Here is a 25,772-nt window from a genome sequence, read left to right on the forward strand (position 1 = left end):
AAATTTTTAAAGTATAAAGAACTAAAAAATAATAACTTTGCACAAACTAAATAAATTTAATGACCAAAAAGGACTCTAACGCAGATCAACTCATAGCTACTATTATAAGTGGAATTGAAGATGTAAAAGGACAAGAAATTACCATTTTAGATTTACGTGATATTGAAAATACGGTTTGCGACTATTTTATTATTTGCGAAGGTACTTCAAATACGCAAGTAAACGCCATAGTAAATTCAATTCAGAAAAAAGTTAGTAAAGAACTAAAAGACAAGCCTTGGCATGTTGAAGGTGTTGATAATGCCGAATGGGTTTTAATGGATTATGTAAACGTTGTGGTTCATGTTTTCCAAAAACACGTTAGAAGTTATTATGATATTGAAAGCCTTTGGGGAGACGCAAAAACAACGGTTATTGAAACAAATTATTAAAAGAATTAATGGCAACAAACAATAAAAAAAATACAAAAAACAAGAAACCTAAATTTAACCCTTATTGGATTTACGGTGGTATTATAGCCATCTTTTTGGGTATGCAACTTTTTAGTGGTGGTGGATTTCAAGATGCAAGTTCCACGACGCCATCGCAATTTATGGAGTTTTTAAAAAATGGCGATGTTGCAAAAGTAGAGATTGTAAACCGTCGAGAAGCGAAAGTTTACTTAACACCACAAGCTCAAGAAAAAGAAGTTCATAAAAACTCCAAACCTTCAACGTTATTAGCCTCATCAAGCCAATCACCTAATTATAAATTTGAATTTGGTGATCTTCAGAATTTTGAAGATGATATGGCCGAAGTTGTTAACAACTACAAACTAGACCCAAAACCTAAAATTGAATATAAAACCGAACAAAACCTTTGGGGTGATTTTATTATCGGATTACTTCCATTTATCATCCTTATTGCTGTTTGGATTTTTATTATGAGACGTATGTCTTCTGGTGGTGCTGGTGGCGCTGGCGGTCAAATTTTCAATATTGGAAAATCTAAAGCCAAACTTTTCGATCAAAACACCGATGTAAAAGTATCTTTTAAAGATGTTGCAGGTTTAGAAGGAGCCAAAGAAGAAGTACAAGAAATTGTCGATTTCTTAAAAAACCCAGAAAAATATACTGCTCTTGGTGGTAAAATTCCAAAAGGCGCCTTATTAGTTGGTGCCCCAGGAACAGGAAAAACCTTATTGGCAAAAGCTGTAGCTGGAGAAGCTAAAGTACCTTTCTTCTCATTATCAGGTTCAGATTTCGTAGAAATGTTTGTTGGTGTTGGTGCATCTCGTGTTCGCGATTTATTTAAACAAGCCAAAGAAAAATCACCATCTATTATTTTTATTGATGAAATTGATGCTATTGGTCGCGCTAGAGGAAAAAGTAATTTTTCTGGCTCTAACGACGAACGTGAAAATACCTTAAACCAGCTTTTAACCGAAATGGATGGTTTTGGCACAAACACAAACGTTATTGTTTTAGCCGCTACAAACCGTGCCGATGTTTTAGATAAAGCCTTAATGCGTGCTGGACGATTTGACAGACAAATTTTTGTTGATTTACCAGACGTTCGTGAACGTAAAGAAATTTTTGAAGTTCATTTAAGACCTTTAAAAAAGGCAAAAGATTTAGACACCGATTTCTTATCAAAACAAACCCCAGGTTTCTCTGGAGCCGATATTGCTAACGTATGTAACGAAGCTGCTTTAATTGCCGCTAGAAATGGTAAAAAGGCAGTCGATAAACAAGACTTCCTTGATGCTGTAGATAGAATTATTGGCGGTTTAGAAAAGAAAAACAAAATTATAACTCCAGCTGAGAAAAAAGCTATCGCTTTTCATGAAGCTGGACACGCTACTGTAAGTTGGATGCTAGAACATGCTGCGCCTTTAGTGAAAGTCACAATTGTCCCTAGAGGACGCTCCTTAGGTGCTGCATGGTATTTACCAGAAGAACGTCTTATTGTAAGACCAGAGCAAATGCTAGACGAAATGTGCGCTGCTTTAGGCGGGCGTGCTGCCGAGAAAGTTATTTTTAATAAAATATCAACGGGTGCTTTAAGTGATTTAGAAAAAGTAACCAAACAAGCTCGAGCCATGGTAACCATATATGGTTTAAGTGATAAGGTAGGAAACTTAACGTATTACGATTCTTCGGGGCAAAACGAATATGGGTTTACAAAACCTTATAGTGAGCAAACTGCCGAATTAATTGATAAAGAAATTTCTGATATTATTGAAGAACAATATCAAAGAGCAATTGATTTACTTTCTAAAAATAAAGATAAGCTTACACAGTTGGCAGAAGTTTTATTGGAAAAAGAGGTGATTTTTAAAGATAATTTAGAGAAAATTTTTGGGAAACGCCCTTTTGAAAATGAAAACGTTAATGAAAACAAAGAAAGTGAAAGTAAGGTTTCTGTGGTTAAAGACACCTCCGAAGAAGAATAATTTCTAGTATTTTTGTTAACTAGTATCAAAAATCTTAAATTGACTTAACAGTTAGTTTAAGATTTTTTATATTTGAAAAACTCCCTTAAGCATTGTATTAATAGCAAAAGATGTAAATGAGCTTATTTAGAAAAATTTTTGGTTCCAAATCTGATAAATCAAAAGAGGAAATAAAATCAGAGGAACGAAGCAAATACATGCCAGAAGTTAAACTACCAATTGATGAAAGGTTTACCATAAACTTTAAAGCAAATGGCGGAAAATTTTTGTATTGCGAGGATTTAAACGAAATTTTTGATAGCTTAAACAATATTATTGTAGAAAATTCTTGGCAAGGTGATAAAGCTCTTATTTTTGATAAAAATCTTAAAGACCGTTTTAAAGATTTCAATTTAAACCAAACAACTTCTTCCCAGGAATCGACTTATTTTTTAACAACCTGCGAAAATTTAATTGCCGATGACGGATCTTTACTTATATCGTCTAATCAAATTGCAGAAAAAAAACTTAGAGAGCTCCCTGACCATTTTGTAGTATTTGCAACTACCAGCCAAATTGTAGGAAGTATTGGCGAAGGACTTAGAGGTATAAAATCTAAAAACAAGAAAAAAATACCAACAAATATTACAACCATAAAAAACTTTAAACCCGAAAAAACAACAGAAGAAAAAGACTTTATGAGTTACGGCAGTAGTTCTAAAAACTTATATTTACTACTGTTAGAAGATCTTTAAAATGAAAGAAGTTCTTGTTAGATCATTATCAGGATTACTTTATATCTCTGTCCTTATTTTATCGTTATTTAACGAACATGCTGTTATTGGTTTGTTTTTTGTGTTTGGCCTTATTGCTTTAGCCGAATTAAAAAAGCTTATTCACTATAAGTCTTTTTTTCCCTACATCATTTTTACTATTTTATATATTGTTTTTGGCTATTGGCAATTTGTAATGAAAAGTGATTATGGCTTAAAAGAAGCCACTCAAATATTTCATGTAACAACCATTTTTGTACTTCTATTTCTGGTTAAAGACCTTTTTACACATAAAAACATTCCACTTTTTATCTCTAAACGCTTTATAATTACAACATTTTATCTTTCTAGTGGCTTTGTTTTTATAATATTGATTGCCCAATATTATGAAGATTACAATCCATTCTTATTATTAGGATCATTTATTTTAATATGGACAAACGATACATTTGCGTATTTAGTAGGTAAGAACTTTGGAAAACAAAAGCTGTTCGAAAAAATATCTCCCAAAAAAACAGTAGAAGGTTTTTTAGGCGGTTTATTTTTTTCTACCATAGCTAGTTATTTTATTGCTACCTTTACCGAAACATTAGGCTTTACTAATTGGTTAGTATTAGCTATAATAATTAGTGTATTTGGCACTTTAGGAGATTTAATAGAATCTAAATTTAAACGCCAAGCTAATGTAAAAGATAGTGGTGTTATCATGCCAGGTCATGGAGGTCTTTTAGATAGATTAGATAGTATTATTTTTGCAGCACCGTTTATATATTTATACTTACAACTATTACATTATGTTTCATAAAGAAGGACATAAAATTATTTTAGGAGCTACTTTTTTTGTTGGGGCTACCTTTTTACTTACCGACTATTTTATTACTATCTCTTGGCTTCGTACGCTATTAATGATAGCCATTTTAGTGTTTTTTATTCTTATTCTTCAATTTTTTAGAAACCCTAAACGCTATACACAAATAAACGAACATCAAGCCGTATCTCCTGTAGATGGTAAAGTTGTTGCCATAGAAGAAGTTTTTGAAAAAGAATACTTTAAAGATAAAAGGATTCAAGTAAGTGTGTTTATGTCGCCTTTAAATGTTCATGTAACGCGCTATCCTATTGGTGGGCAAGTGCTTTATAGTAAATATCATCCTGGTAAATATTTAGTGGCTTGGCATCCTAAATCTAGCGAAGAAAACGAAAGAACAACCGTTGTTGTTAAAAACAAATATTTCGGTGAAGTTTTACATAGGCAAATAGCTGGTGCTTTAGCCAAACGTATTGTTAATTATGCCAAAGCAAACCAAACTGTTATTCAAGGAAGTGATTCTGGATTTATTAAATTTGGATCGAGGGTTGACTTATTATTACCTTTAGATAGCCAAATAAAAGTAGAACTTAACCAAAAAGTTCGTGGGGGTGAAACCATTATTGCAGAAAAGTAAAATGAACTCAGAAGAATTAAATATCGCCTTTAAAGATGCTGTAGAAAGGATTAATAACCATCATGAGCCTTTTCCTGCAGATTTTTTACTTCGCTTATATGCCTATTATAAAAAGGCTACAGATGATTATGGTAGACCTAGCAGTAAAAAACCTATTATAAATGCGTTTAAAACAAACGCTTTATTTCAAGCAAAAAACATCTCTAAAGAAGAAGCAAAAAGAACTTATATAGAATTAGTTGATAATTATTTTCTCTACAGAAAATAAGCTAATTAATCTAGCACCTTATCTAAAGGCTGTCCTGTACTTCCATTAGGGAAGCTTATTCCTAATAAAGCCGATATTGTTGGAGCAATGTCTGGAATGGTTGTTTTATTAAAAGTCTCTCCGCGATTTATACCTTTTCCATAAAATAATAATGGTACATGAGTATCGTAATTAAATCCAGAACCATGCGTAGATCCTGTTCTACTATAGGAAATATGTGCTGGCGCATAAATAACTAAAATATCGCCAGATCGTTTTTGGTTATAACCATTTTGTAATAATGCTTCAATACCACTAGTATAAGATAGCGATGCCATATTTGTTGCGGTGTAAGCTTTATAAACATCTTTATAATTAATAATTTCGTTTACAATAGCGGTTTGCACATGAGCTAAATCTAATCCTAAATCTTTTATTTTTTCTCTATCTAAAAATATTTGATCATTGCTAACATTCTCTACTAAATTAGCATCTCCAAATGTATTCTGTAAAAATGTAGATAAGCGTTGTTTAGCTTCTTTAGTATTTAAGTATCCAGCAGGAATATCATGATCATGTAAATATGCTGGTACTTCTACAGCACCATGATCTGCTGTTAAAAATACGGTGTACTCCCCTTTCCCTACTGCTTTATCTAGTTTATTAAGTAAGCGCTCAATATCTTTATCTAAACGCACATAAGTATCTTGTACCTCTTTAGAACTAACACCAAAATTGTGCCCTACATAATCTGGACTAGAAAAACTTACCGTAAGCACATCTGTTATAGTATCATCACCAAGGTTTTCACCGTCTATTGCAGCAATGGCAAAATCGGCTGTTAAACTGTTACCATAAGCGGTATATTTAATAATGTCATAACCACCATTATCTTTAGATAATGCTTTTAAATCGTAAGGGAATGTAGCTGTTTCTTTTCCTTTAAATCCGCCTTCGTAAGTATTTAAATCGCTAGTACTTTCAACGTAGGTATCAATATCGTAAAATGTATCCCAAACTTTTAAATAAGATGCTGCTTTTCCAGAAGCATTAAAATTGGTCACCCACTTTGGCAACTTGTCCATATAGAACGAACTTGATATCCATTTACCTTCGTCTTTACCTCTAAACCAATATGCCGCATTGGCCGTATGTCCGGCAGGCAAAATTGCCCCTCTATCTTTTATGGCTATACCTATAGTTTTACCTCTTTTTTGTGTAAACATTCTATTTTCGTCGGCAAAGGTTGTGGTTTTTAATCGGTGTGGCGACATTTTACCATCATTAGATGTGGTTCCAACAGGAGTCATTGAATTATCATTTACACAATACACCATTTCTTTAGCATATTTATCATACCAATCGTTTGCTATAATACCATGATTTTTTGGGGTTGTTCCAGTAAATACCGACGCATGTCCTGGTGCTGTTTTTGTAGGAATATAGTTAAAATGATGATTTTTGCAGTTATAGCCATCATTTATTAATCGTTTAAAACCGCCAGTGCCATACTTGCTTTCAAACCTTGTAAGGTAATCGTAACGCATTTGATCAACAACAATACCTACAACCAATTTTGGATTGTTTTGACTATTTTTTTGCTGAGCAGTTATTGGTAAGATAAATAATAAAACAAGAGATAAGCTTACGAGGTTTTTCATGATAGAATATTTAATTTCGAGCATCAAAAGTACATTTTTTTGCACATCTTAATTTAAAATTAAGGTTAAAAAACCTAGAGTTTTTATACTTTAGCATCAACAAAATCCTTTATGACATACCTTCATAACATTGGTGCCTATTTTATTATGGTTAAAGACATGTTTCGCAAGCCCACAAAGTGGTCTGTGATGAAAGGTCTTATCCTTAAAGATATTGACGACTTAATAATTGGATCTTTTGGCATTGTAGCCTTTATTTCGTTTTTTGTTGGTGGTGTTGTTACCATACAAACCGCGCTTAATATTAGCAACCCGCTTATTCCTAAATACTTGGTTGGATTTGCTACACGACAGTCGGTAATTTTAGAATTTGCTCCAACCTTTATTTCTATAATTATGGCTGGTAAAGTAGGATCGTTTATAACATCAAGCATAGGGACCATGCGTGTTACTGAGCAAATTGATGCTCTTGAAGTTATGGGTATAAATGCTATTAATTATTTGGTTTTCCCAAAGTTTGTTGCCTTAATGCTATATCCTTTTGTTATCTCGATTGCCATGTTTTTAGGTATTTTAGGAGGCATGGCTGCTTGTATTTATGGCGGGTTTAGCACTCTAGATGATTATATTACAGGTATTCAATTAGATTTCATGCCATTTCATATTACTTACGCTTTTATAAAAACCATTGTTTTTGCTTTTCTTTTAGCAACAATCCCATCATTTTATGGTTTTTTTATGAAAGGTGGTGCTTTAGAAGTAGGAAAAGCAAGTACAACGGCATTTGTTTGGACTAGTGTAGCCATTATCCTTTTAAATTACATTATTACCCAATTACTTTTAAGCTAATGATAGAAGTTAAAGACTTACATAAATCGTTTGGAAACACCCACATTTTAAAAGGTATTACTACATCTTTTGAAAAAGGAAAAACAAGTTTAGTTATTGGGCAAAGTGGTTCTGGTAAAACCGTTTTTTTAAAGTGCTTATTAGGCCTTTTTGATTATGAAGAAGGCGCCATATCATACGACGGTAAAATTTTTGGTAACCTTAATAGTGATGAAAAACGTAATATTCGATCAAAAATAGGTATGGTATTTCAAGGCAGTGCGTTATTTGATTCTATGACCATTGCCGAAAATGTTATGTTTCCATTACGTATGTTTACTAAACAAAGTAAAAGCGAGATGGAAGACCGTGTTAACTTTGTTTTAAAACGTGTTAACCTAGAAAATGCGCACCATAAAATGCCTAGTGAAGCTTCTGGTGGTATGCAAAAACGCGTTGCTATTGCCCGCGCCATAGTAAATAAACCCAAATACTTGTTTTGCGATGAACCTAACTCTGGTTTAGACCCTAAAACAGCTATTGTTATTGATAATCTTATTCAAGAAATTACAGACGAATACAATATAACAACTGTTATTAACTCTCACGATATGAATTCGGTAATGGAAATTGGCGAGAAAATTGTCTTCCTAAAAAATGGTCATAAAGCATGGGAAGGCAGTAAAGACACGATTTTTAAAACTGATAATGACGCTGTTACTAATTTTGTTTACTCTTCAGAGTTATTTAAGAAAGTTCGTAAAATGTATCTAGAAGAAAATCAATAGAAACCTAAGGCTGAACTGTTACAATTAAACTATCTAAATCAAGCTTATAATTAAGCCAATCTTCTAGCTTCTTACGTTCTTTTTCAATTGTATTATTATTGACATCTTTTTTCCATTTTGCAGTAAATACCGAAATGGTATCAATTTTAGAAAAATCGGACGTAATCACATTCGAAAAAGACAAACGCTCTAAATTCTCATAATTTATTTTAATCTCCTGCCCTATTTTATCCATAGGGATTTGATTTTTCTCAAACTTAGACAATTGCTTAATTCTGTTCTCTAGAATTGTTATTTTCTGATTTTGTGTTAATAATGCAATAGAGTCTCGAGATTTTAATTCTTGCATATACTTAAAACTATCTATGCCATCATTATCATTTTGGTTAATTATTAAAGAGGTGGTATTTAAAACACTGTAATCTTTTAATCTTCCTTCTAAAAGAGCAATGGTTTCTTCAGGAATTTCATCTAAACCAAACGTATTTATTTCTATCACAGGCTCATTGCCATCCATATAATTATAAGTCGCATTCTTTTTTAAGTAGTCGCCATGTGGTAAAGCTGTTACTTCTTTATCTATAAAGGAACTGGCAGCATTATTAAAGTTTGTTTCACGAAGTACATGAATAAAAGTCCAAGTGGCCGGAATCATAACAACAATGGCTAAAGTAGTTGCAATTCTAGCAATACGCTTTCTTTTTTTAGAATTAGCATATTTAAGCATTGGGAACCTTAAAATTTTTAATACTAAAAAAGTTGCCAAGGCAATAAAAATAGTATTTATAGTAAACAAGTATAACGCCCCAAGGAAATATTCAAAATTAGCTTGTGCCAAACCATAACCGGCAGTACACAACGGAGGCATTAAAGCGGTAGCAATAGCTACACCAAAAATCACCGAAGCTATCGTTCCTTTTTTGGTTCTGGCTATAATTAATGCTAAACCACCAAAAAATGCTATTAAAACATCGCGAATATCTGGTCGTGTTCTTCCTAAAAGTTCAGAGTTATCTTCACTTAATGGGAATAAATAAAAGAATAAAAAGGCCGTAATTAAACTTAGCACAATCATGATGGCTAAGTTTATTAAAGATCGTTTTAGAGTATCTATATCGTTTATTGCTATAGACATTCCTACCCCTAAAATTGGTCCCATTAATGGTGAAATTAACATGGCTCCAATAACAACTGCTGTAGAGTTAGCGTTTAATCCTATAGAGGCTACAAAAATAGAGCAAATAAGAATCCATGCTGTTGCGCCTTTAAATGAAATATCATTTTTTATGGCTTCTATGGTGGCGTCCCTATCGGTATCGTCTCTAAAATCTAGTAATTCGTCTAAAAACTTTTTAACGCTTTGCACGAGCCCTTTAGCATCTTTTCTTACAGCTTCTTTAGACTCTTCTACTTTTTGCTCTTTTATTTTTTCGTCTTCGTTGAAGTTGAATTTATTTTCTTCCATAGGCTTTTACCCATATTGCTCTCCAAAAGTATCTTTTACATTTTGAAGAACTTGTTTAATATTTTGCTCCTTTGTTTTAGGAAAGATAAGCAAAACTTCGTCTTTATCAACTATAATATAGTCATTTAGTCCATCAACTACTACAATTTTATCTTTGTTGCTTCTAATCATATTTCCAGAAGCCTCGTTTACCAATGTTTTGGCATTAACCACAGCATTATTATTGGTATCTTTTTCAAGTTTATCGTATAAACTTCCCCAAGTGCCTAAATCGTTCCAATCGAAAGTAGCGGGTAATACAAATACATTTTCAGATTTTTCCATAACCGCATAATCAACCGAAATATTTTCGGCTTTGGCATAATTCTCTAAGATAAAATCGTACTCTTTTTCGGTATTATAATATGCATAACCTTTTTGAAAAAGCTCGAAAAGTTCTGGTTGATTACTTTTAAATGCTGAAACAACACTTTCAACACTCCACATAAAAATACCAGCATTCCATAAAAAGTTGCCTTGCGATATAAAACTTTTTGCTGTTTGATAATCTGGTTTTTCACGAAACTGACTAACAGGTTTTATGCTTTGGGTTGTTTCTTTATCAAACTCTATATAACCATATCCTGTATTCGGAAATGTAGGCTGAATTCCTAAGGTCATTAACGCATCATTTTTTGCACAAAATTCAAAGGATTCTTCTACATTATTTATAAAAGCTTTTTCGTCTTCAATCCAATGGTCACTTGGTGCGACAATCGTTACAGCATTGGGGTTTTCTTTTTGTATTTTTAATGATGCATACAAAATGCAAGGTGCGGTGTTTCGCATGGCTGGTTCCAAAACGACTTGTCGTTGCTTTACTTCTGGCAACTGTTCTAAAACCAAATTATTATACTTTTCATTGGTTAAGATGAAAATATTTTCTTGTGGAATAAGTTGACTTAATCTATGAAATGTTTTCTGAATTAAAGTTTCGCCTGTTCCAAGCATATCATGAAATTGCTTAGGATAATCTTGTGTACTTACTGGCCAAAATCGTGATCCTACTCCACCTGCCATTAATATGGCATAATAATTTTTATTCATCTTAAGAATTTATTAGTTCAACTTCTGCATTGGGGTTAAAAAGATATAATCTTCCTGTTGTAACCTCAACACATTCATAACGCTTTACACGCTTGTTCCCTTTTTTAAAAACGCGACCATTATAAAGTTTAAACGTGCTTCCAAAGGGTATTTCAAAGATATAGGTTTTATCATTAGGCTCGTCAAACTGTTTTAAAGCTAACGAAAGCGTAACATCGGTATCGCTTGACGCTTTGGGATTTTTAAAATGCTTTGCTAGTAATGGTAATAGCTCAGCAGGGAAAATACTTGGATTTAAAAAAGGTAACATTAATTGTTTAAATGTTCTCTTCCATTCAATGCCATGTGGTTTAATAGATTTTCCGTAATTCTTGAAGGCTTCAAAATGGGCAATTTCATGAATTAAGGTTATTAAAAACCGATAAGGATTAAGATTTCCATTTATGGTAATTTGATGCTTCCCATTTGGTAAACGCCTATAATCGCCATGTTTTGTTTTGCGTTCGCCTGTAACTTTTATCGTAAGATGTTCTTCGGTTAAAAGTTGACATACATGGTGAATGGCATTTTCTGGCAAGTGATTTTTTAAGGTATCATCCATAAAAAAATAAAGAGGTTACATACGTTCTGGCACTTGAATACCTAGTAATAAAAAGCCATTTTTAATAACCTGACTTACTGTTTTAGACAATTGTACTCTAAACACTTTTTCGACATCGGAATTGGCTCCTAAAATAGATACATTTTGATAGAATGAATTAAATTCTTTTACCAAATCGTAAACATAATTGGCAATTATGGCTGGACTAAAATTATCGGCGGCCAGTTGAATGGTTTCAGGGAATAACTGAACTTGTTTTAAAAGCTCTTTTTCCTTCTCATGCAACACCATATTTTCTATTGAAGCTGATGTATCAATATCTTCTGCCTTTCTTAAAATGGACTGAATTCTAGCATAGGTATATTGAATAAAAGGCCCCGTATTTCCTTGAAAATCGATAGATTCCTTAGGATCGAATAGAATGCGTTTTTTAGGATCGACTTTTAAAATAAAATATTTTAATGCTCCTAATCCTATGGTATTATAAAGATCTTGCTTTTCGTCGTTGTTATAGCCATCTAATTTACCTAGTTCTTGCGAAATGGTTTCTGCCGTATTGGCCATTTCAACAATTAAATCGTCGGCATCGACAACAGTTCCTTCTCTACTTTTCATTTTCCCCGTAGGTAAATCTACCATACCGTAGCTTAAATGATATAAGTTTTTTGCCCAATCGAAACCTAGTTTTTTCAAGATTAAGAACAATACTTTAAAGTGATAGTCTTGCTCGTTACCAACGGTATAAACCATACCACCAACGTCTGGGTAATCTTTTATACGTTGTATGGCTGTTCCTATATCTTGTGTTATATAAACGGCTGTTCCATCGGCACGAAGTACTAATTTTTCATCGAGACCTTCGTTGGTTAAATCGCACCAAACAGACCCATCGTCTTTTTTATAAAACACACCTGTTTTTAAACCTTGATCTATAAATTCTTTTCCTAAAAGGTAGGTATTGCTCTCATAGTATAAACAATCAAAATCGACACCTAAGTTTTTATAGGTAATATCAAAGCCATCGTAAACCCAACCATTCATTTTTTCCCAAAGTGCTACGGTTTCTTCATCGCCAGCCTCCCATTTTCTAAGCATGTTTTGGGCTTCAATAAAAATTGGAGCTTGTTTTTTGGCATCATCCTCAGAAACACCTTCAGACATTAATTTCGCTATGTCTTTTTTATACTCTTGATCGAATTTCACGTAGTAATTCCCAACTAGTTTATCACCTTTAAGTCCTGTAGATTCTGGTGTTTCACCATTTCCAAAACGTTTCCATGCCAACATACTTTTACAAATATGAATACCACGATCGTTAATAATTTGCGTTTTGTATACTTTTTTTCCTGAAGCTTTTAAAATTTCGGCAACACTATATCCTAAAAGATTGTTTCTTATATGACCTAAATGCAAAGGTTTGTTTGTATTTGGCGAAGAGTATTCTACCATAACAGCCTTGTCACCTTCTTTAGACGTTTCAAATCCGTATTTAGATAGCTCTTTTATTTGGTTGAAAAAATTAATATAAAAGCTATCGTTAATCTCAATATTTAAAAATCCTTTTACAACATTACAGGCTTTTACGTCTTCAACATGCTCAACTAAGTAATCTCCTATAGCTTCACCTATTTGAACAGGGTTTCCTTTAACCACTCGTAACATTGGAAAAACAACCACAGTAATATCTCCAACAAACTCTTTACGAGTTGCTTGAAACTCTACTGAATCTAACTCCTTTTGATAGATTTTTTTAACTGCTTCTTTTACTTGATGAGATAACTCTTGCTGAAGGTTCATAAGAAAACGTACTTTTTTAAGTATGCAAAGATACGTTTTATCACGTTTTTTGGAAACATACAGGAATCTTATTTAAAGTGATAATTTTACCCAAAACCTTTTATCGATAAAATTGGCTCTTTTTCTGTGTTTTTTACCGTTCATCGAATAGCCTTTTTGTCAAAAAAATCAAGATAACCTTTCGTCTAATTTTTTCGCAATAAAACGCAAAAATTAGTTTTTAAGAGGTGATTTTACAATTTTTGTTACTGTAAAAGCTATTAATTATTAAGTCCCTAAAATAGATAATGGACTTTCTAAAACTAACTAACACATTTTACCTAGGTAAATAAAGAATTAATCCGCTTCTCCATCCCTCTACAAGAAGACAGGAATTATGTGCCTTTGGTGTGTAACTATTGTATGAAGAAGCTAATAACCGTATTTGCTTTGTGTTATCTTTTTTTTGGTTATTCTCAAACCCAGAAACAGGATAGTCTTACTGTACAATTAGCTTTTCAAAATCCAGATACCTTAAAAGTTAACACCTCTATCGAACTTATTAAGGTATTATACGAACTAAAAGACTATAATAAAGCTCTAAAATTTATTTCGGAAAGTGAAAAACTGTCTAATAAATTAGGCTACAATCTAGGTGTTGCTAAAATAAATTACTACAAAGCACTTATTTACACCAAAAAGAGAGATTATTTAAATGCTATGGATTATTATAATAAATCTAAAAGCATTTATGTTTCCTTAAAAGACACCTTATGTATTGCGCAAATTAATAATAACATTGGTTTAATAGAAATAGAAAGAGGCCATTACAATAAAGGGTTGCAATACTCCCTTTCTGCTATAAAAGAGTTTGAAAAAAGACATCTTATTAACGATTTACACTTAGCCTACAACAATTTAGCCAAGGCTTATTATAGTGTTAACAACTATGATAAAGCCATTGAGTTTTATTCAAAAGCATTAAACATAGAACAACAAAAAGGACTCTCTGGAGAAATTAATACGCTGTTAAGACTCGCCGAATTATACTCAAAAGAAAGAGAGTATAGAAAATCTATTGAATATTACGAAAAAGGATTAAACTCTAATGCGCTAACCGATTCTCTAAAAGGTGAAATTTACCCTAAACTTGGTGGCGAGTACCTACAGTTTAATGATTATGACAAGTCATCTGAATATTTATTAAAAGGATTAAAACTAAATCGCAACCTTAATAATAAAAATGGCTTATTAATCACCTTAAATAATTTAGGAAAACTAAACCTTAAGCGTAATTATTTACGCTACGCCGAAGGGCAATTAATAGAAGCTAAAGACATTGCTATAACTGTAGATAATAAAGAGGAGCAGCTTAGAAACTTTAAGCTTTTAAAAGCTTTAGATTCTACCAACAAAAATTTTGACAGAGCCTTTGTTTGGCAACGTGAATTCTATCAATTAAAAAATAAACTAAACAAACAAACCCCGACACAACAAGCCATTACACAACAAGAAGACACTGTTGTTTCGGATTTATTTGAAACCGATAACACTACAATAGTTCCAGAAACCACGAGTAGCAATACTTTAGATGCTCATAAAGAAGAAAGCAACCGATTTAAATTAATTCTTTATGCTTTACTAGCCGCATTAGTTATTGTTTCTACCTTTTTAGTGTTAATTTATTTAAAACGTAATAGCCGAATAAAGTATACTAGAGCATTAGAAAACAAAAACAAGAAAATCGAGCTGCAAAATGAAGCTATTCTTGAACAAGCTAATCACCTTGAAGAAATAAATAAAGTAAAAGACAAGCTATTTTCTATTGTATCGCACGATTTAAAAGATTCGTTAACCTCTATTAAAGGCTTTATAGATTTATTAAAAGATGGCTCTGTAACTCATGAAGAATTTCAGTCGTTAATTCCAGAATTAAGCGAAAATGCCAACAATGCCTCCTTGCTTTTATTTAACCTTTTAAATTGGTCTAAATCACAAATGCAAGCGCTTGAACCTAACCCTAGTCTTTTTGATATTCAAGAAGTTTTTGAAGAAAAAGTGCACTTATTAGAACACAAATTAGAAAAGAAAAGCATCCGACTTCAAGATAAAACTTTAAAAGATTTTGTTTACGCCGATAGAAGTATGGTTGAGATTATTATTCAAAACCTCCTTACAAATGCTATAAAATTTAGCAAAGCTGGTGATATTATAACCATTTCTAATCATATTAGCGATGGCAAATCAATTATTAGTATTTCTGATACTGGCGTTGGTATTTCTAAAGAAAATCAAGACAAATTATTTAAAAACACGTCTTTTACAACTATTGGCACTCAAAATGAAAAAGGTACTGGGTTAGGTCTTACTATTTGTAAGGATCTGGTTGAACTTAATCATGGTAAAATATGGGTTGAAAGTGATTTAAATATAGGAAGTACGTTTTATATTGAACTTCCTAAAAGTAAACCCGAAAATGGCAACGGTAATACAGAAAATTTAGCCTCTATGGTTTCTGCCAATTAAGCTTTAGGCAAAAACACTTCTGCCATCATACATCTTGCACTTCCGCCACCACAAGCCTCAATTGTATCTAATGAACTTGAAAGTATCTCGCAGTGGGTTTCTATTTTTGATATTTGCTCTTGATTTAAAACCTGATACGCTGCCTGACTCATCACTAAAAAACGCTTGTTATTTTCGCCTTTTACTTGAAGCATGTTACCTGCAAAACTATTAACCTGATCTTCGGTAATAGCTATAATTTCTTTACCGTCGGATGTTAAATGTTCAATAACATTCTTGCGTTCTTTTTTATCATCTATGCTATCTAAACAAATTACAGCAAAGGTTTCGGCTAAACACATCATAACATTGGTATGGTAAATGGCTTTGCGTTCGCCTTTTACGGTTTGATTAGCATGAAAGACTACTGGTGTAAATTCAAAGTCTTCACAAAACTCAATAAATAAACTTTCATCTGCTCTTGGAGACAATGCACAATACGCTTTTCTGTTTACACGATCTAACAATAAACTCCCAGTACCTTCAAGAAAAACATCTTCTTCTTCCGCACTAGTATAATCAACAATATCTTTTATAATAAAACCTTTATCTTCTAGTTGTATTAAAACATCTTCACGACGCTCTAACCTTCGGTTTTCGGCAAACATAGGATATAAGGCTACAGTTCCGTTTTCATGAAATGAAATCCAATTATTTGGAAAAATAGAATCTGGCGTATCAAATTCTGTCGTGTCATTTACTACTACAACATTCACACCAACGTTTTGTAGTTTTTCAACATAACTATCAAATTCTTGTTGCGCTTTTGCATTAACTGTTTCTGGCAATAACGTATCTAAAACCTTTTGATAATAATTATTAACAGCTGTTTGCTCGTTCATCCTAAAGTTTATAGGACGAATCATTAATATGGTGTTTGTAGTTTGTTGCATGGGTCGTTTATTTTATGCCGCAAAATTATTTATTTTCAGCTTAAGAACAAGCTTATGGTGTAGAATTAGATACTTGAAGCATTTTTCCATTGTAATATGTATTCCCAGTTAAAGAAAAATCGGCAATATAGCTGGCCATTTCTTTAGCTGTTGTTGGGGCTTTATAACCTGGAAAAGCTTCTTCTAGCATTTCGGTTTGCACAGCACCTAACGCTAAAACGTTAAACGATGGGCCTTGTTCTTTATATTCTTCGGCAAGTAATTCGGTTAGCGTTATTACGGCACCTTTACTAGAACTATATGCTGCTAATCCTGGAAATTTCATGCTTCCTTGAACGCCTCCCATAGAGCTAATAGTCACTACGTGGCTTGTTTTAGACATAAAAGGCAATACTGTTCGTATCATTTCTGAAACTCCAAAAACGTTTGTTTTGTAAACTTGCTCGAAATCGGTTATTGTAGTTTCTAAAAATGGTTTATTTAAAATAGCACCTGCATTGTTTATTAAAACATCTACTTGCTTCCAGTTTGTCTCAATAAAGTCAGCAACTTTTTTATAATCATCTTCCTGATTTAAATCGAAAGAAAATGTTGTTACATTATCTAAACTCAAGTTGGTAACAGGCACTTCATTCCTTGAAAGCGCTAATACATTATGACCTTGATTAGCCAATAGTTTTACTAATTCTAAACCAATCCCTCTACTTGTTCCAGTTACAATAATATGTTTCATATTGTGGTTATTCATACATTTTTATTTCTTGTGTTGGTGTGTTGCTCATTGCTTCTATTGTAGGAATTGTAGCATTTACTAAGCCTGCCATAAAAGAGAAGTCTAACAATTCCACCTCATCACCAACTTGATGGTAATGATCAAAATTAGTTAAATCGCAAGATGATAACGTATGACTTGGCACTTTAAAGGCTTTATAAAACGCATAGTTATCCGATCTCATAAACAAGTTATATTTTTTAGATACATCAGATGCTCCAATTAAATCTTTTTTAGCATAACTATTCATCTTTTCTCCCATATTAGATAACTCGTATCCTGTTAAAAAAGCTTGATGCTTTGTATCTATCAAGGGAACACCTATCATTTCAAAATTTACCACAGTATAAATATTAGCATCGCTTTCTTTTAAACGCTCTGCTAAATGCTTAGAGCCTTCTAACCCTAATTCTTCTGCCGAAAATAATGCAAACATAATACTGCGTCTGTTACTTTTTACTTTAGAAAAATACTTTGCCATAGCTATCACAGCACTTGTTCCTGTTGCATTATCGTTTGCGCCATTGGCAATAGAATCGTTTCCTACTTTTTTTCCAAACCCAATATGATCATAATGTGCTCCTAGAATAATAATTTCGTCTTTTAGCTTTTTATCTGTGCCTTCTATAAAGCCTATCACATTAAATGCTTGCTTTCCTTTTACGGTGAACGAGTCGCGATACGTTTTGTAGTAAGGCTTTACATTAAACGCTTTAAACTTATTTTCTATAAACGCTGCAGCTTTGTCTATTCCTTCGGTTCCTGTATTACGCCCTTTAATTTCATCTGATGATAAATAAGATACCATTTTTTTGAGTTCATTACTTGTTACAGAAGGTTTTTCAACTTGACCATTTGTTTTGTTACAACTTAAAAGCGCTAAGGACATTAATACTAAAAATAGATGCTTCATGAGAAATTTTTATGATTTTTTCGAATATAAAAAAATCCTGCATGGATACAGGATTTTTAACAGCTATTTTAAACACGAATATTATCAATTTTTGACAATAATTTTTTCAGAATAGCCATTCCAACTCAGTATATAAATGCCTTCTGAAGTAGATTGAGGAATTCTTATTCTAACAGTATCATTTTGATATCCGTCGTTCATTTTCTCAATATTTATTTGTCTCCCACTTAAATCATAAAGCACATAAGTATCTTTTAGATTAGCATGAGTAATATGTATTACATTTCCAGAAACTACTGGATTAGGATATAAATTTGAATTTAACACATACTCATCAAGACCTAGAGAGCCGTAAAAATAAGGAATGGCAAAATTATAAGCTTCAATACCAATTTCCTCTCCCATAAAACGTCCTGGAATATCATCTGATGGCGGATGAATTCCTCCCCAAATACGCGATAAACTACATTGATCTGACGCATCTCTATAGGTTGCCCATTGTAAAATCACATCAGTAGAAGGACCTTCTTCAAAAACTAAGAATTCATTTTTTCTAGCCACAAACTCTCCCATACCTCCAGGGAAATATTCATCGCCAGTTACTAAAGTCATTACTTCTGCTGCTGCTCTAGAAAAGGTAGAATGCCCAGAAACATATCCCGCAAAAGGAGGCGTTACAAATGAAGGTCTTTGATAAGGCCACCAATTTTCAGCTAAAATCCAATCAACACCAGCTACATCTGTTTCTGTGTCATACACATAATCATGCCCTTTCCATGTATACAATTTAATTTTACCTACATGTTGATTTGTAGCTCCTGCTAAAGGATCGCCTTCCTCTACAACCTCTATGTAATTAGGAATTAAAGGGATACCATCGGCATGATAATTACTTAATGTGTTGTCACTACTTTGCCCTAAATTAGCCATATAACGAATAGCGGAAATAGGTCTTATATAGTCGTACCACCCCTTAACACTCCAAGCAGCAACTGCAGCATCGTGCATTGCCCCTCCTAAAATAAAATAGGTTTTAACATCCCATTCTAAATCGGGTAAAATGTCGCCTTGGCCATTTAGTCTTTTCTCCAAGTCTGGGTGATCTGACACATAATTTAGGAGTGTAAACCAATGCCCTGGAGGTGTTTCAGAATCTGGTCCATCGGCCCAAAACTCAGCAAGAACCCTTGTGTAATCTCCTCTAGGAACTAATTGCTCTTCGTATGAAAGACCTGTACTAGGGTTAACAGCGTGGCCTTCGCCAGGGTCGCCTCCTTCTAATAAATCATAAAAGCTAGGATGTTGTAAATAGGTATTAGGTAAATCCTCTATATTTAATCCCCCAATAGAATTAGGCGATACATCCCAAAGCACTCCATCATTGGGGTCTAAATGAGAACTCCATACTGACACCAAAGAAAATGCCCATTTGTAAGCATTATTTGATACTTCCTCTTCAGTTGCTCCTAAATACGGAGGATCTGATGGATCTTTAAACACAAAATAGGTGTTTCCATCTCTCGTGTAAGTTGTTTTATCTTCTTCTGATAAAGCAAAGGCATAAACATTACCCCATTCTGGGCTTAAAAAAGGTATATTGTCACCTTCTATTAAGTTACCACTTTGATCAATATAGGTTTGTAAGTTTAAAGACTGCCAGCGGTTAGGGTACTGAATTGTACTATTTTGAACCTCTGGTGCCAATGGTGGGTTAATTGATTCATAATACTCATTATCATACCCAGTACTCTCTCTCGCACCATCTATCAATCCATAATTAATGAGCATTTCGGCCACGTAATTCCCTAAAGCTACAGGATCACCCGATTGATAATCAGTTGATGTAATCGTTGCATCATATCCTAACTCTTCCATTAAATAATCAAACAAAGCTTGAGTTTGTTCTTGGTTTGGTGAGTTCTGAAACCTATGCGTTAATAGCCTATACATAGCGTAACTAATAGCTTTTCGCCTGGATTCATTTGTATCTTCTGATGAAGAAAATTCATCTAACGAACTACTAAATCCATGAACTTCATTTCCTATAAAGTAGGGTGTAGCTTCATTATCATATATTGCCCAAATATCATACATAGCCACACTAGAATGAAAGAGGTTTCTAGCATGTACAGTTGGTCTAGCAAAATCTTTTCTAATTGCTCCTAATAAAGCTTCATTCCAAAGTCGTGCTACAGATACGTCTTCAAATGATTCGGAAAGACCTAAGTTTACACTTAATGTTTCTGTTTGTCCTGAACAATTAGCTCCCATTTCAGTAACACTAATTTCTCCTAACGGATTTAAGCCCCATTTAACTAAAATTTGAGAAGTTCCTTGACCTTCTAAAATTTCTCCTCCCTGTACTTCCCAATGAGCAGTTGATTCAGGGTCTATTGTGTATCCATAAATTTCTTCACTTAAAAAATTCACATTTGTTGAACCTGATATTGTTCCTGATGTCAAATAAGTACAACTTCCATCACTTAACGTTGCATTAGGGTTATAATTACACGACATAGGATCTGTACAGCCATAAACCTTAATACTAGGGTCTATATTTAAATTTGTTAAACCTTCACCTTCTACAGCCTTATAAAAACTATCTATTTGAATATTTTGATCATACACTTCTAATAGCCCTGACGGCCATTTTATGGTTATTTCAAGAATATTTTCATCATTATTTAATCCAAAATGTAATGGTTTTATACTTTGACTTAACATGCCTACGCCACTAAAGTATCTTTTAAGTGTTCTAGATTCTGTTGTTAAGGTAACTTCTGTCCCTATAGCACTTCTATTAGAAATAGTCCCTTCTAATGATATTTGAAACCAATTATTACTTGAAGTAATCGAGTTTTCGAAATTAAGTATGGTATTTTCGTAAAAAAACGGATTTATGTCTGCATTGGTTACGAATAGATCTAAATCGCCATCATTATCATAATCAAAATCCACAGGGTTTATTCCTTCAGACAAATCATAAAGTCCTGAGGAGTTAGTAACATTAGGAAACCCGTTATTGTTATTAAACTCATTTCGATAATAAAAATTATATTCGGGTCCTGAATTATAATAACCATTGGTTACAAATAAATCTTCATCGCCATCCAAATCAAAATCTGCAAATGTGGTTCCCCAAGCCCAACCAGAATTGTAAAAATTTTCTAATTGTGCATTGTTTGAGAAAAACCCATTCCCTCCATTTTTAAAAAGCGCCGACTCACCCTTACCAGTAATATAAATATCTAGGGTCTCATCTAAATTATAATCCCCTATGGTTAACCCCATGTCCTCAATAGTACTATTTACTCCATAATCTTGTGCTTGTTCTGAAAATGTACCATCTCCATTATTGATATATAAATAATTTGGTACTCTAAAATCATTAGTAACGTATAAATCCATTAAATTATCATCATTAAAATCATATGGCAACGCTGTAAAACTAAATCTTGAGATAGGCTCAAGCATATTAACCTCTTCAGTAACATTAGTAAAAGTCCCATCTCCATTATTCCTAAACATTTGATTTGAACTACAATTTCCCCATTCACAGATATAAATATCTAAGAGACCATCATTGTTATAATCAAACCAAGTAGCGCCAGTAAACTGGCATGTTGTTGGTAAATTAAAACCTGCTAAATCTGTTACATCCGAAAAAGTACCATTTCCCTCATTATGAAATAATAAGACATTATAAGTATTAGTCATTAACAAATCTGGAAGACCATCATTATCGTAATCTCCCCAAAATGCTCCTATTTTTGGACCATCAAAGACATAAAAAACATCCTCATCAGCATAATCTTCGGTTAGTAAATTATTTAGCCCAGAGAATAATGTTACATCTGTAAAACTACCATTATCATTATTAATATATAGCTTACTATGGGTTTTCTCCACCCCTTCTTGATCTAATGCTTTGGCAACCACAAAAATATCATAAACATGATCGCCATTAAAATCTGCCACTGCTACGCCGTGATTTTGAAGTAAGGATTCGAATCCAGCTATGTCTTCAACTCTTTGAAAAACTTGAGCTTCTAAAACATGGAAAAATGTATTTGTAATAAAAAAGAAAAAGAAAAGTTGGGTTAATCGTCCTTTTTTCATTGTAAAATCGTTAAATACAGTTAGTAAAAGCCAACAAATTAACATTTTTTAAGATAAAAAGAGAAAATAAACCAATAATTAAAGGAGAATTATCATTAACAAAAAAATCCTGCTAAATACAGCAGGATTTTTAATGATTCTATATCATCTATAAAAAACTATACTAACATTGTTACTGGATTTTCAATGTATCCTTTTAAGGTTTGTAAGAATTGTGCTCCTGTAGCGCCATCAACTGTTCTATGATCACATGCTAAACAAAGTTTCATGGTATTCCCTGGCACAACTTGTCCGTTTTTAACTACTGGTTTTTGAACAATAGCGCCAACAGAAAGAATGGCAGAATTTGGTTGATTTATAATAGACGTAAAGCTTTCTATTCCAAACATACCTAAGTTTGACACCGTAAAGGTACTTCCTTCCATTTCTTGTGGCGTTAATTTTTTATTACGTGCTTTTCCAGCAAAGTCCTTAACAGCAGCGCCTATTTGTGGTAAGGTTTGCTCGTTAGCAAACTTAACCACAGGAACTACCAAACCATCTGGCACAGCAACGGCAACACCAATATGCACATGGTTATTCATACGCATTTTATCATCAAACCACTGCGAATTTACTTGCGGATGTTGTTTTAGTGCTAAAGCACAAGCTTTAACAACAATATCGTTAAATGAAATTTTAGTATCTGGTAAGGAGTTAAACTGCTCACGAAATGCAATCGCATTATCCATATCAAACTCCACATTTAAGTAATAATGTGGTGCCGTAAATTTAGATTGTGCTAAACGTTTTGCTATTGTTTTACGCATTTGTGAGTTAGCTACCTCATCAAAATCTTCCTGACCAACAGGCACAAACTTGCTTACAGAAGCTCCAGCTGTAGCCGGTGTAAAGTTTTCTATATCACGTTTTATAATGCGTCCATTCTCTCCAGAACCTTGAACTTTCGATAAATTAATATGACGCTCTTCGGCCATTTTTTTAGCTAATGGCGATACAAATAAACGCTCTCCAGAAGCTGTTGTTGGTGCAGAGTCTACCGTTTTGGTTTCTGCTTTTGGCGCTTCAACCTTTGGTTCTGTTTTGGGTGCAGTTTCTTTTTTAGGTGCATCAGCTTTTGTTTCAGCAGAAGGTGCTTTAAAATTCTTGGCAATGTTAGAAACATCTGTTCCTTCTGGTCCAATAATAGCTAATAATGCATCCACCTTAGCCGATTCGCCTTCTTGCAGCCCTACATGAAGTAAGGTTCCAGATTGGAATGATTCAAACTCCATAGTGGCTTTATCGGTTTCTATTTCTGCTAAGATATCGCCTTCTTCAACGTTATCACCAACTTTCTTTAACCAAGTGGCAACCGTTCCCTCTTCCATAGTATCGCTTAAACGCGGCATAGTAACCACTGTGACGCCTTCTGGAATATCAACAGCTTCAGAAGACTCTTCTGAAGTAGTTTCATCTGTTTTAGGAGTTTCTTCTTTTTCAGAATCTGAACTTGTACTTCCATTAAGTAACTCTGAAATATCTTCGCCTTCGTCTCCAATAATAGCTAAAAGCTCGTCTACTTTGGTTGTTTCGCCTTCTTGCACACCTATGTGAAGTAATGTTCCTTCGTGAAAAGACTCAAACTCCATTGTAGCTTTATCGGTTTCTATTTCGGCCAAAATATCACCTTCTTCAACTTTATCACCAACTTTTTTCAACCAAGTGGCAACCGTTCCTTCTTCCATAGTGTCGCTTAATCGCGGCATGTTAATTACTTCGGCCATAGTTTATAGTTTATGTTGTAAAAATGGATAGTCTTCTTGTTCGTAAACTACATCGTACATCACGTTTTTGTCTGGATATGGTGATTCTTCTGCAAACTTCTCACATTCTTTCACTAAATCTTTAACACGCTTGTCGATAGTTTTAATGTCGTCTTCGGTGGCGTAGTTATTTTCAAGAATAATATCTTTTACTTGTGTAATTGGATCTATTTTCTTGTATTCTTCTACTTCTTCTTTTGTACGGTAATGTTGCGCATCACTCATGGAGTGCCCTCTGTAACGGTACGTTTTTAATTCTAAAAACGTTGGTCCTTCGCCACGTCTTGCACGTTGAATAGCTTCATCAAAAGCTTCTGCTACTTTTATTGGGTTCATACCATCTACTGGGCCACAAGGCATTTCATAGCCTAATCCCAGTTTCCAAACATCGGTATGACTAGCTGTACGTTCTACAGATGTTCCCATAGCGTAACCATTATTTTCACAAACAAATACTACTGGTAACTTCCAAAGCATTGCTAAGTTGAATGATTCGTGTAACGAACCTTGTCTTGCAGCACCATCCCCAAAACAGCAAATAGTTACAGCGTCGTTACCTTTATATTTATCGCCAAATGCAATTCCAGCACCTAAAGGGATTTGGCCTCCTACAATACCATGACCACCATAAAATCCGTGTTCCTTAGAAAAAATGTGCATAGAACCACCAAGACCATGCGATGTTCCTGTAGATTTACCATACAGCTCTGCCATGACTTTTTTAGGATCAACGCCCATACCAATAGGTTGTACGTGATTACGATAAGCGGTTATCATTTTGTCTTTGGTTAAATCCATAGCGTGTAAAGCGCCCGCTAATACTGCTTCTTGACCATTGTATAGGTGAAGAAACCCTCTAACTTTTTGTTGAATATACACTGCGGCTAGTTTGTCTTCAAACTTGCGCCAAAACAACATATCTTCGTACCACTTTAGATATGTTTCTTTAGTTACTTTCTGCATTGATTGTGTTTGTTTAAAAACCGAATAACAAAAATAGCATTTTACTTATTAATGAGAAAACCTGAAACCCTTAAAAATTAACGAAAACGTTATAGAAAAGATTTATCAAAGCCTAAAGGCAATAAGTCTGCAAGCGAATTAGACTTAACTACTTTACCTGTTTCTCCCATAAAGTAAATTTCTATGGGACAATCTTGTTTTACTTCATATTCCGCAATAGCTTGTCTACATGCGCCACAAGGCGGAATAGGTGTTATAGTTGGCTGCATTCTAGAGCCTGCTGTTATAGCCATTTTTAACACTTTAGCATCAGGGAAGTTTGCTCCTGCATAATATATAGCGGTTCGTTCGGCACAAAGTCCAGATGGGTATGAGGCGTTTTCTTGATTATTTCCTAATATAACCTCTCCATTATCGAGCAATAAAGCAGCCCCAACACTAAAATTGGAATATGGTGCATAGGCTTTAGCTCTTGCTTCCATGGCTACTGCCATTAACTTAGTAACATCTTCTGGCAATTCATCTACATTATCAAATACAATTAATGTAGTTTCTATTTTAAGCTCTTTCATAGTATAAAGTTATTAAAAACTATTGGAGACAAAAAAACTATTGCCCTAGCAATAGTTTTTTATTAATCTTTTATTTAAAACGCCCTA

At 33.6% G+C, this 25,772-nt stretch carries 21 protein-coding genes; 9 read left to right on the top strand and 12 right to left on the bottom strand.

Annotated elements, in window-relative coordinates:
* Positions 1-59: 59 nt before the first annotated feature.
* From rsfS to EJA19_RS06545, 6 genes are all read left to right on the top strand, one after another.
* A complete protein-coding gene (gene rsfS, locus EJA19_RS06520) occupies positions 60-431 on the top strand; it encodes a ribosome silencing factor (RefSeq protein ID WP_125467540.1) in 372 nt (123 codons plus the stop codon).
* 8 nt (positions 432-439) lie between these two features.
* A complete protein-coding gene (gene ftsH, locus EJA19_RS06525) occupies positions 440-2,434 on the top strand; it encodes an ATP-dependent zinc metalloprotease FtsH (protein WP_125467541.1) in 1,995 nt (664 codons plus the stop codon).
* Between the two features lie 116 nt (positions 2,435-2,550).
* Positions 2,551-3,168 (top strand): LUD domain-containing protein, encoded by a 618-nt coding sequence (locus tag EJA19_RS06530; protein ID WP_125467542.1) that lies wholly within the window; start codon positions 2,551-2,553, stop codon positions 3,166-3,168.
* Position 3,169: 1 nt separating this feature from the next.
* Positions 3,170-3,991: a phosphatidate cytidylyltransferase gene (locus tag EJA19_RS06535; RefSeq protein WP_125467543.1), complete on the top strand. Its 822-nt coding sequence runs from the start codon at positions 3,170-3,172 to the stop codon at positions 3,989-3,991.
* Positions 3,981-4,631, top strand: coding sequence for a phosphatidylserine decarboxylase family protein (locus tag EJA19_RS06540; protein ID WP_125467544.1), 651 nt, complete (start codon positions 3,981-3,983; stop codon positions 4,629-4,631). The genes EJA19_RS06535 and EJA19_RS06540 overlap by 11 nt, the downstream gene beginning before the upstream one ends.
* Before the next feature lies 1 nt (position 4,632).
* Positions 4,633-4,899 carry an acyl-CoA-binding protein gene (locus EJA19_RS06545; RefSeq protein WP_125467545.1) on the top strand — a complete coding sequence of 89 codons (267 nt, stop codon included), beginning with the start codon at positions 4,633-4,635 and terminating at the stop codon, positions 4,897-4,899.
* A gap of 5 nt (positions 4,900-4,904) precedes the next feature.
* Here EJA19_RS06545 and pafA read toward each other — a convergent pair whose 3' ends face one another.
* Positions 4,905-6,539: an alkaline phosphatase PafA gene (pafA, locus tag EJA19_RS06550; RefSeq protein ID WP_125467546.1), complete on the bottom strand. Its 1,635-nt coding sequence runs from the start codon at positions 6,537-6,539 to the stop codon at positions 4,905-4,907.
* A gap of 111 nt (positions 6,540-6,650) precedes the next feature.
* Between pafA and EJA19_RS06555 the strand changes: the two genes are divergently transcribed.
* Entirely contained in the window at positions 6,651-7,388 is a 738-nt protein-coding gene (locus EJA19_RS06555) for an MlaE family ABC transporter permease (protein WP_125467547.1), read from the top strand.
* The gene (locus EJA19_RS06560) at positions 7,388-8,155 is read left to right on the top strand and encodes an ABC transporter ATP-binding protein (RefSeq protein ID WP_125467548.1); all 768 of its coding nucleotides are present in this window, start codon (positions 7,388-7,390) and stop codon (positions 8,153-8,155) included. The genes EJA19_RS06555 and EJA19_RS06560 overlap by 1 nt, the downstream gene beginning before the upstream one ends.
* 4 nt (positions 8,156-8,159) lie before the next feature.
* Here EJA19_RS06560 and EJA19_RS06565 read toward each other — a convergent pair whose 3' ends face one another.
* Genes EJA19_RS06565 through argS form a run of 4 tightly spaced genes read right to left on the bottom strand, consistent with a single transcriptional unit; the run spans position 8,160 to position 13,104 of the window.
* Positions 8,160-9,620 carry a DUF389 domain-containing protein gene (locus EJA19_RS06565; RefSeq protein ID WP_125467549.1) on the bottom strand — a complete coding sequence of 487 codons (1,461 nt, stop codon included), beginning with the start codon at positions 9,618-9,620 and terminating at the stop codon, positions 8,160-8,162.
* A gap of 6 nt (positions 9,621-9,626) precedes the next feature.
* Entirely contained in the window at positions 9,627-10,706 is a 1,080-nt protein-coding gene (locus tag EJA19_RS06570) for a mannose-1-phosphate guanylyltransferase (protein ID WP_125467550.1), read from the bottom strand.
* A gap of 1 nt (position 10,707) precedes the next feature.
* On the bottom strand, positions 10,708-11,307 hold the full coding sequence (locus tag EJA19_RS06575) for a SprT-like domain-containing protein (protein WP_125467551.1): 600 nt from the start codon (positions 11,305-11,307) through the stop codon (positions 10,708-10,710).
* Positions 11,308-11,322: 15 nt separating this feature from the next.
* The gene (gene argS / locus EJA19_RS06580; protein ID WP_125467552.1) at positions 11,323-13,104 is read right to left on the bottom strand and encodes an arginine--tRNA ligase; all 1,782 of its coding nucleotides are present in this window, start codon (positions 13,102-13,104) and stop codon (positions 11,323-11,325) included.
* A 402-nt stretch (positions 13,105-13,506) separates the two neighbouring features.
* Between argS and EJA19_RS06585 the strand changes: the two genes are divergently transcribed.
* Positions 13,507-15,609, top strand: a complete 2,103-nt coding sequence (locus EJA19_RS06585) for a tetratricopeptide repeat-containing sensor histidine kinase (RefSeq protein WP_125467553.1) — start codon at positions 13,507-13,509, stop codon at positions 15,607-15,609.
* Here EJA19_RS06585 and ctlX read toward each other — a convergent pair.
* The 7 genes from ctlX to cdd form a co-directional block, all read right to left on the bottom strand.
* Positions 15,606-16,541, bottom strand: coding sequence for a citrulline utilization hydrolase CtlX (gene ctlX, locus EJA19_RS06590; RefSeq protein ID WP_125467554.1), 936 nt, complete (start codon positions 16,539-16,541; stop codon positions 15,606-15,608). The two genes, EJA19_RS06585 and ctlX, sit on opposite strands and share 4 nt — an antisense overlap.
* Positions 16,542-16,593: 52 nt before the next feature.
* Positions 16,594-17,274: an SDR family NAD(P)-dependent oxidoreductase gene (locus tag EJA19_RS06595; RefSeq protein WP_125467678.1), complete on the bottom strand. Its 681-nt coding sequence runs from the start codon at positions 17,272-17,274 to the stop codon at positions 16,594-16,596.
* Positions 17,275-17,281: 7 nt separating this feature from the next.
* Entirely contained in the window at positions 17,282-18,226 is a 945-nt protein-coding gene (locus EJA19_RS06600; RefSeq protein ID WP_125467555.1) for a M28 family peptidase, read from the bottom strand.
* Between the two features lie 84 nt (positions 18,227-18,310).
* Entirely contained in the window at positions 18,311-22,345 is a 4,035-nt protein-coding gene (locus tag EJA19_RS06605) for an FG-GAP-like repeat-containing protein (RefSeq protein ID WP_125467556.1), read from the bottom strand.
* Between the two features lie 158 nt (positions 22,346-22,503).
* Complete coding sequence (locus EJA19_RS06610; protein ID WP_125467557.1) at positions 22,504-24,111, bottom strand: pyruvate dehydrogenase complex dihydrolipoamide acetyltransferase; 1,608 nt, start codon at positions 24,109-24,111, stop codon at positions 22,504-22,506.
* Positions 24,112-24,114: 3 nt separating this feature from the next.
* Positions 24,115-25,113 (bottom strand): pyruvate dehydrogenase (acetyl-transferring) E1 component subunit alpha, encoded by a 999-nt coding sequence (gene pdhA, locus EJA19_RS06615; protein ID WP_125467558.1) that lies wholly within the window; start codon positions 25,111-25,113, stop codon positions 24,115-24,117.
* Positions 25,114-25,202: 89 nt separating this feature from the next.
* Positions 25,203-25,685: a cytidine deaminase gene (gene cdd, locus EJA19_RS06620; protein WP_125467559.1), complete on the bottom strand. Its 483-nt coding sequence runs from the start codon at positions 25,683-25,685 to the stop codon at positions 25,203-25,205.
* Between the last annotated feature and the right edge of the window lie 87 nt (positions 25,686-25,772).

The sequence above is a fragment of the Mangrovimonas spongiae genome (assembly GCF_003944795.1).
Classification (GTDB): Bacteria; Bacteroidota; Bacteroidia; order Flavobacteriales; family Flavobacteriaceae; genus Mangrovimonas; species Mangrovimonas spongiae.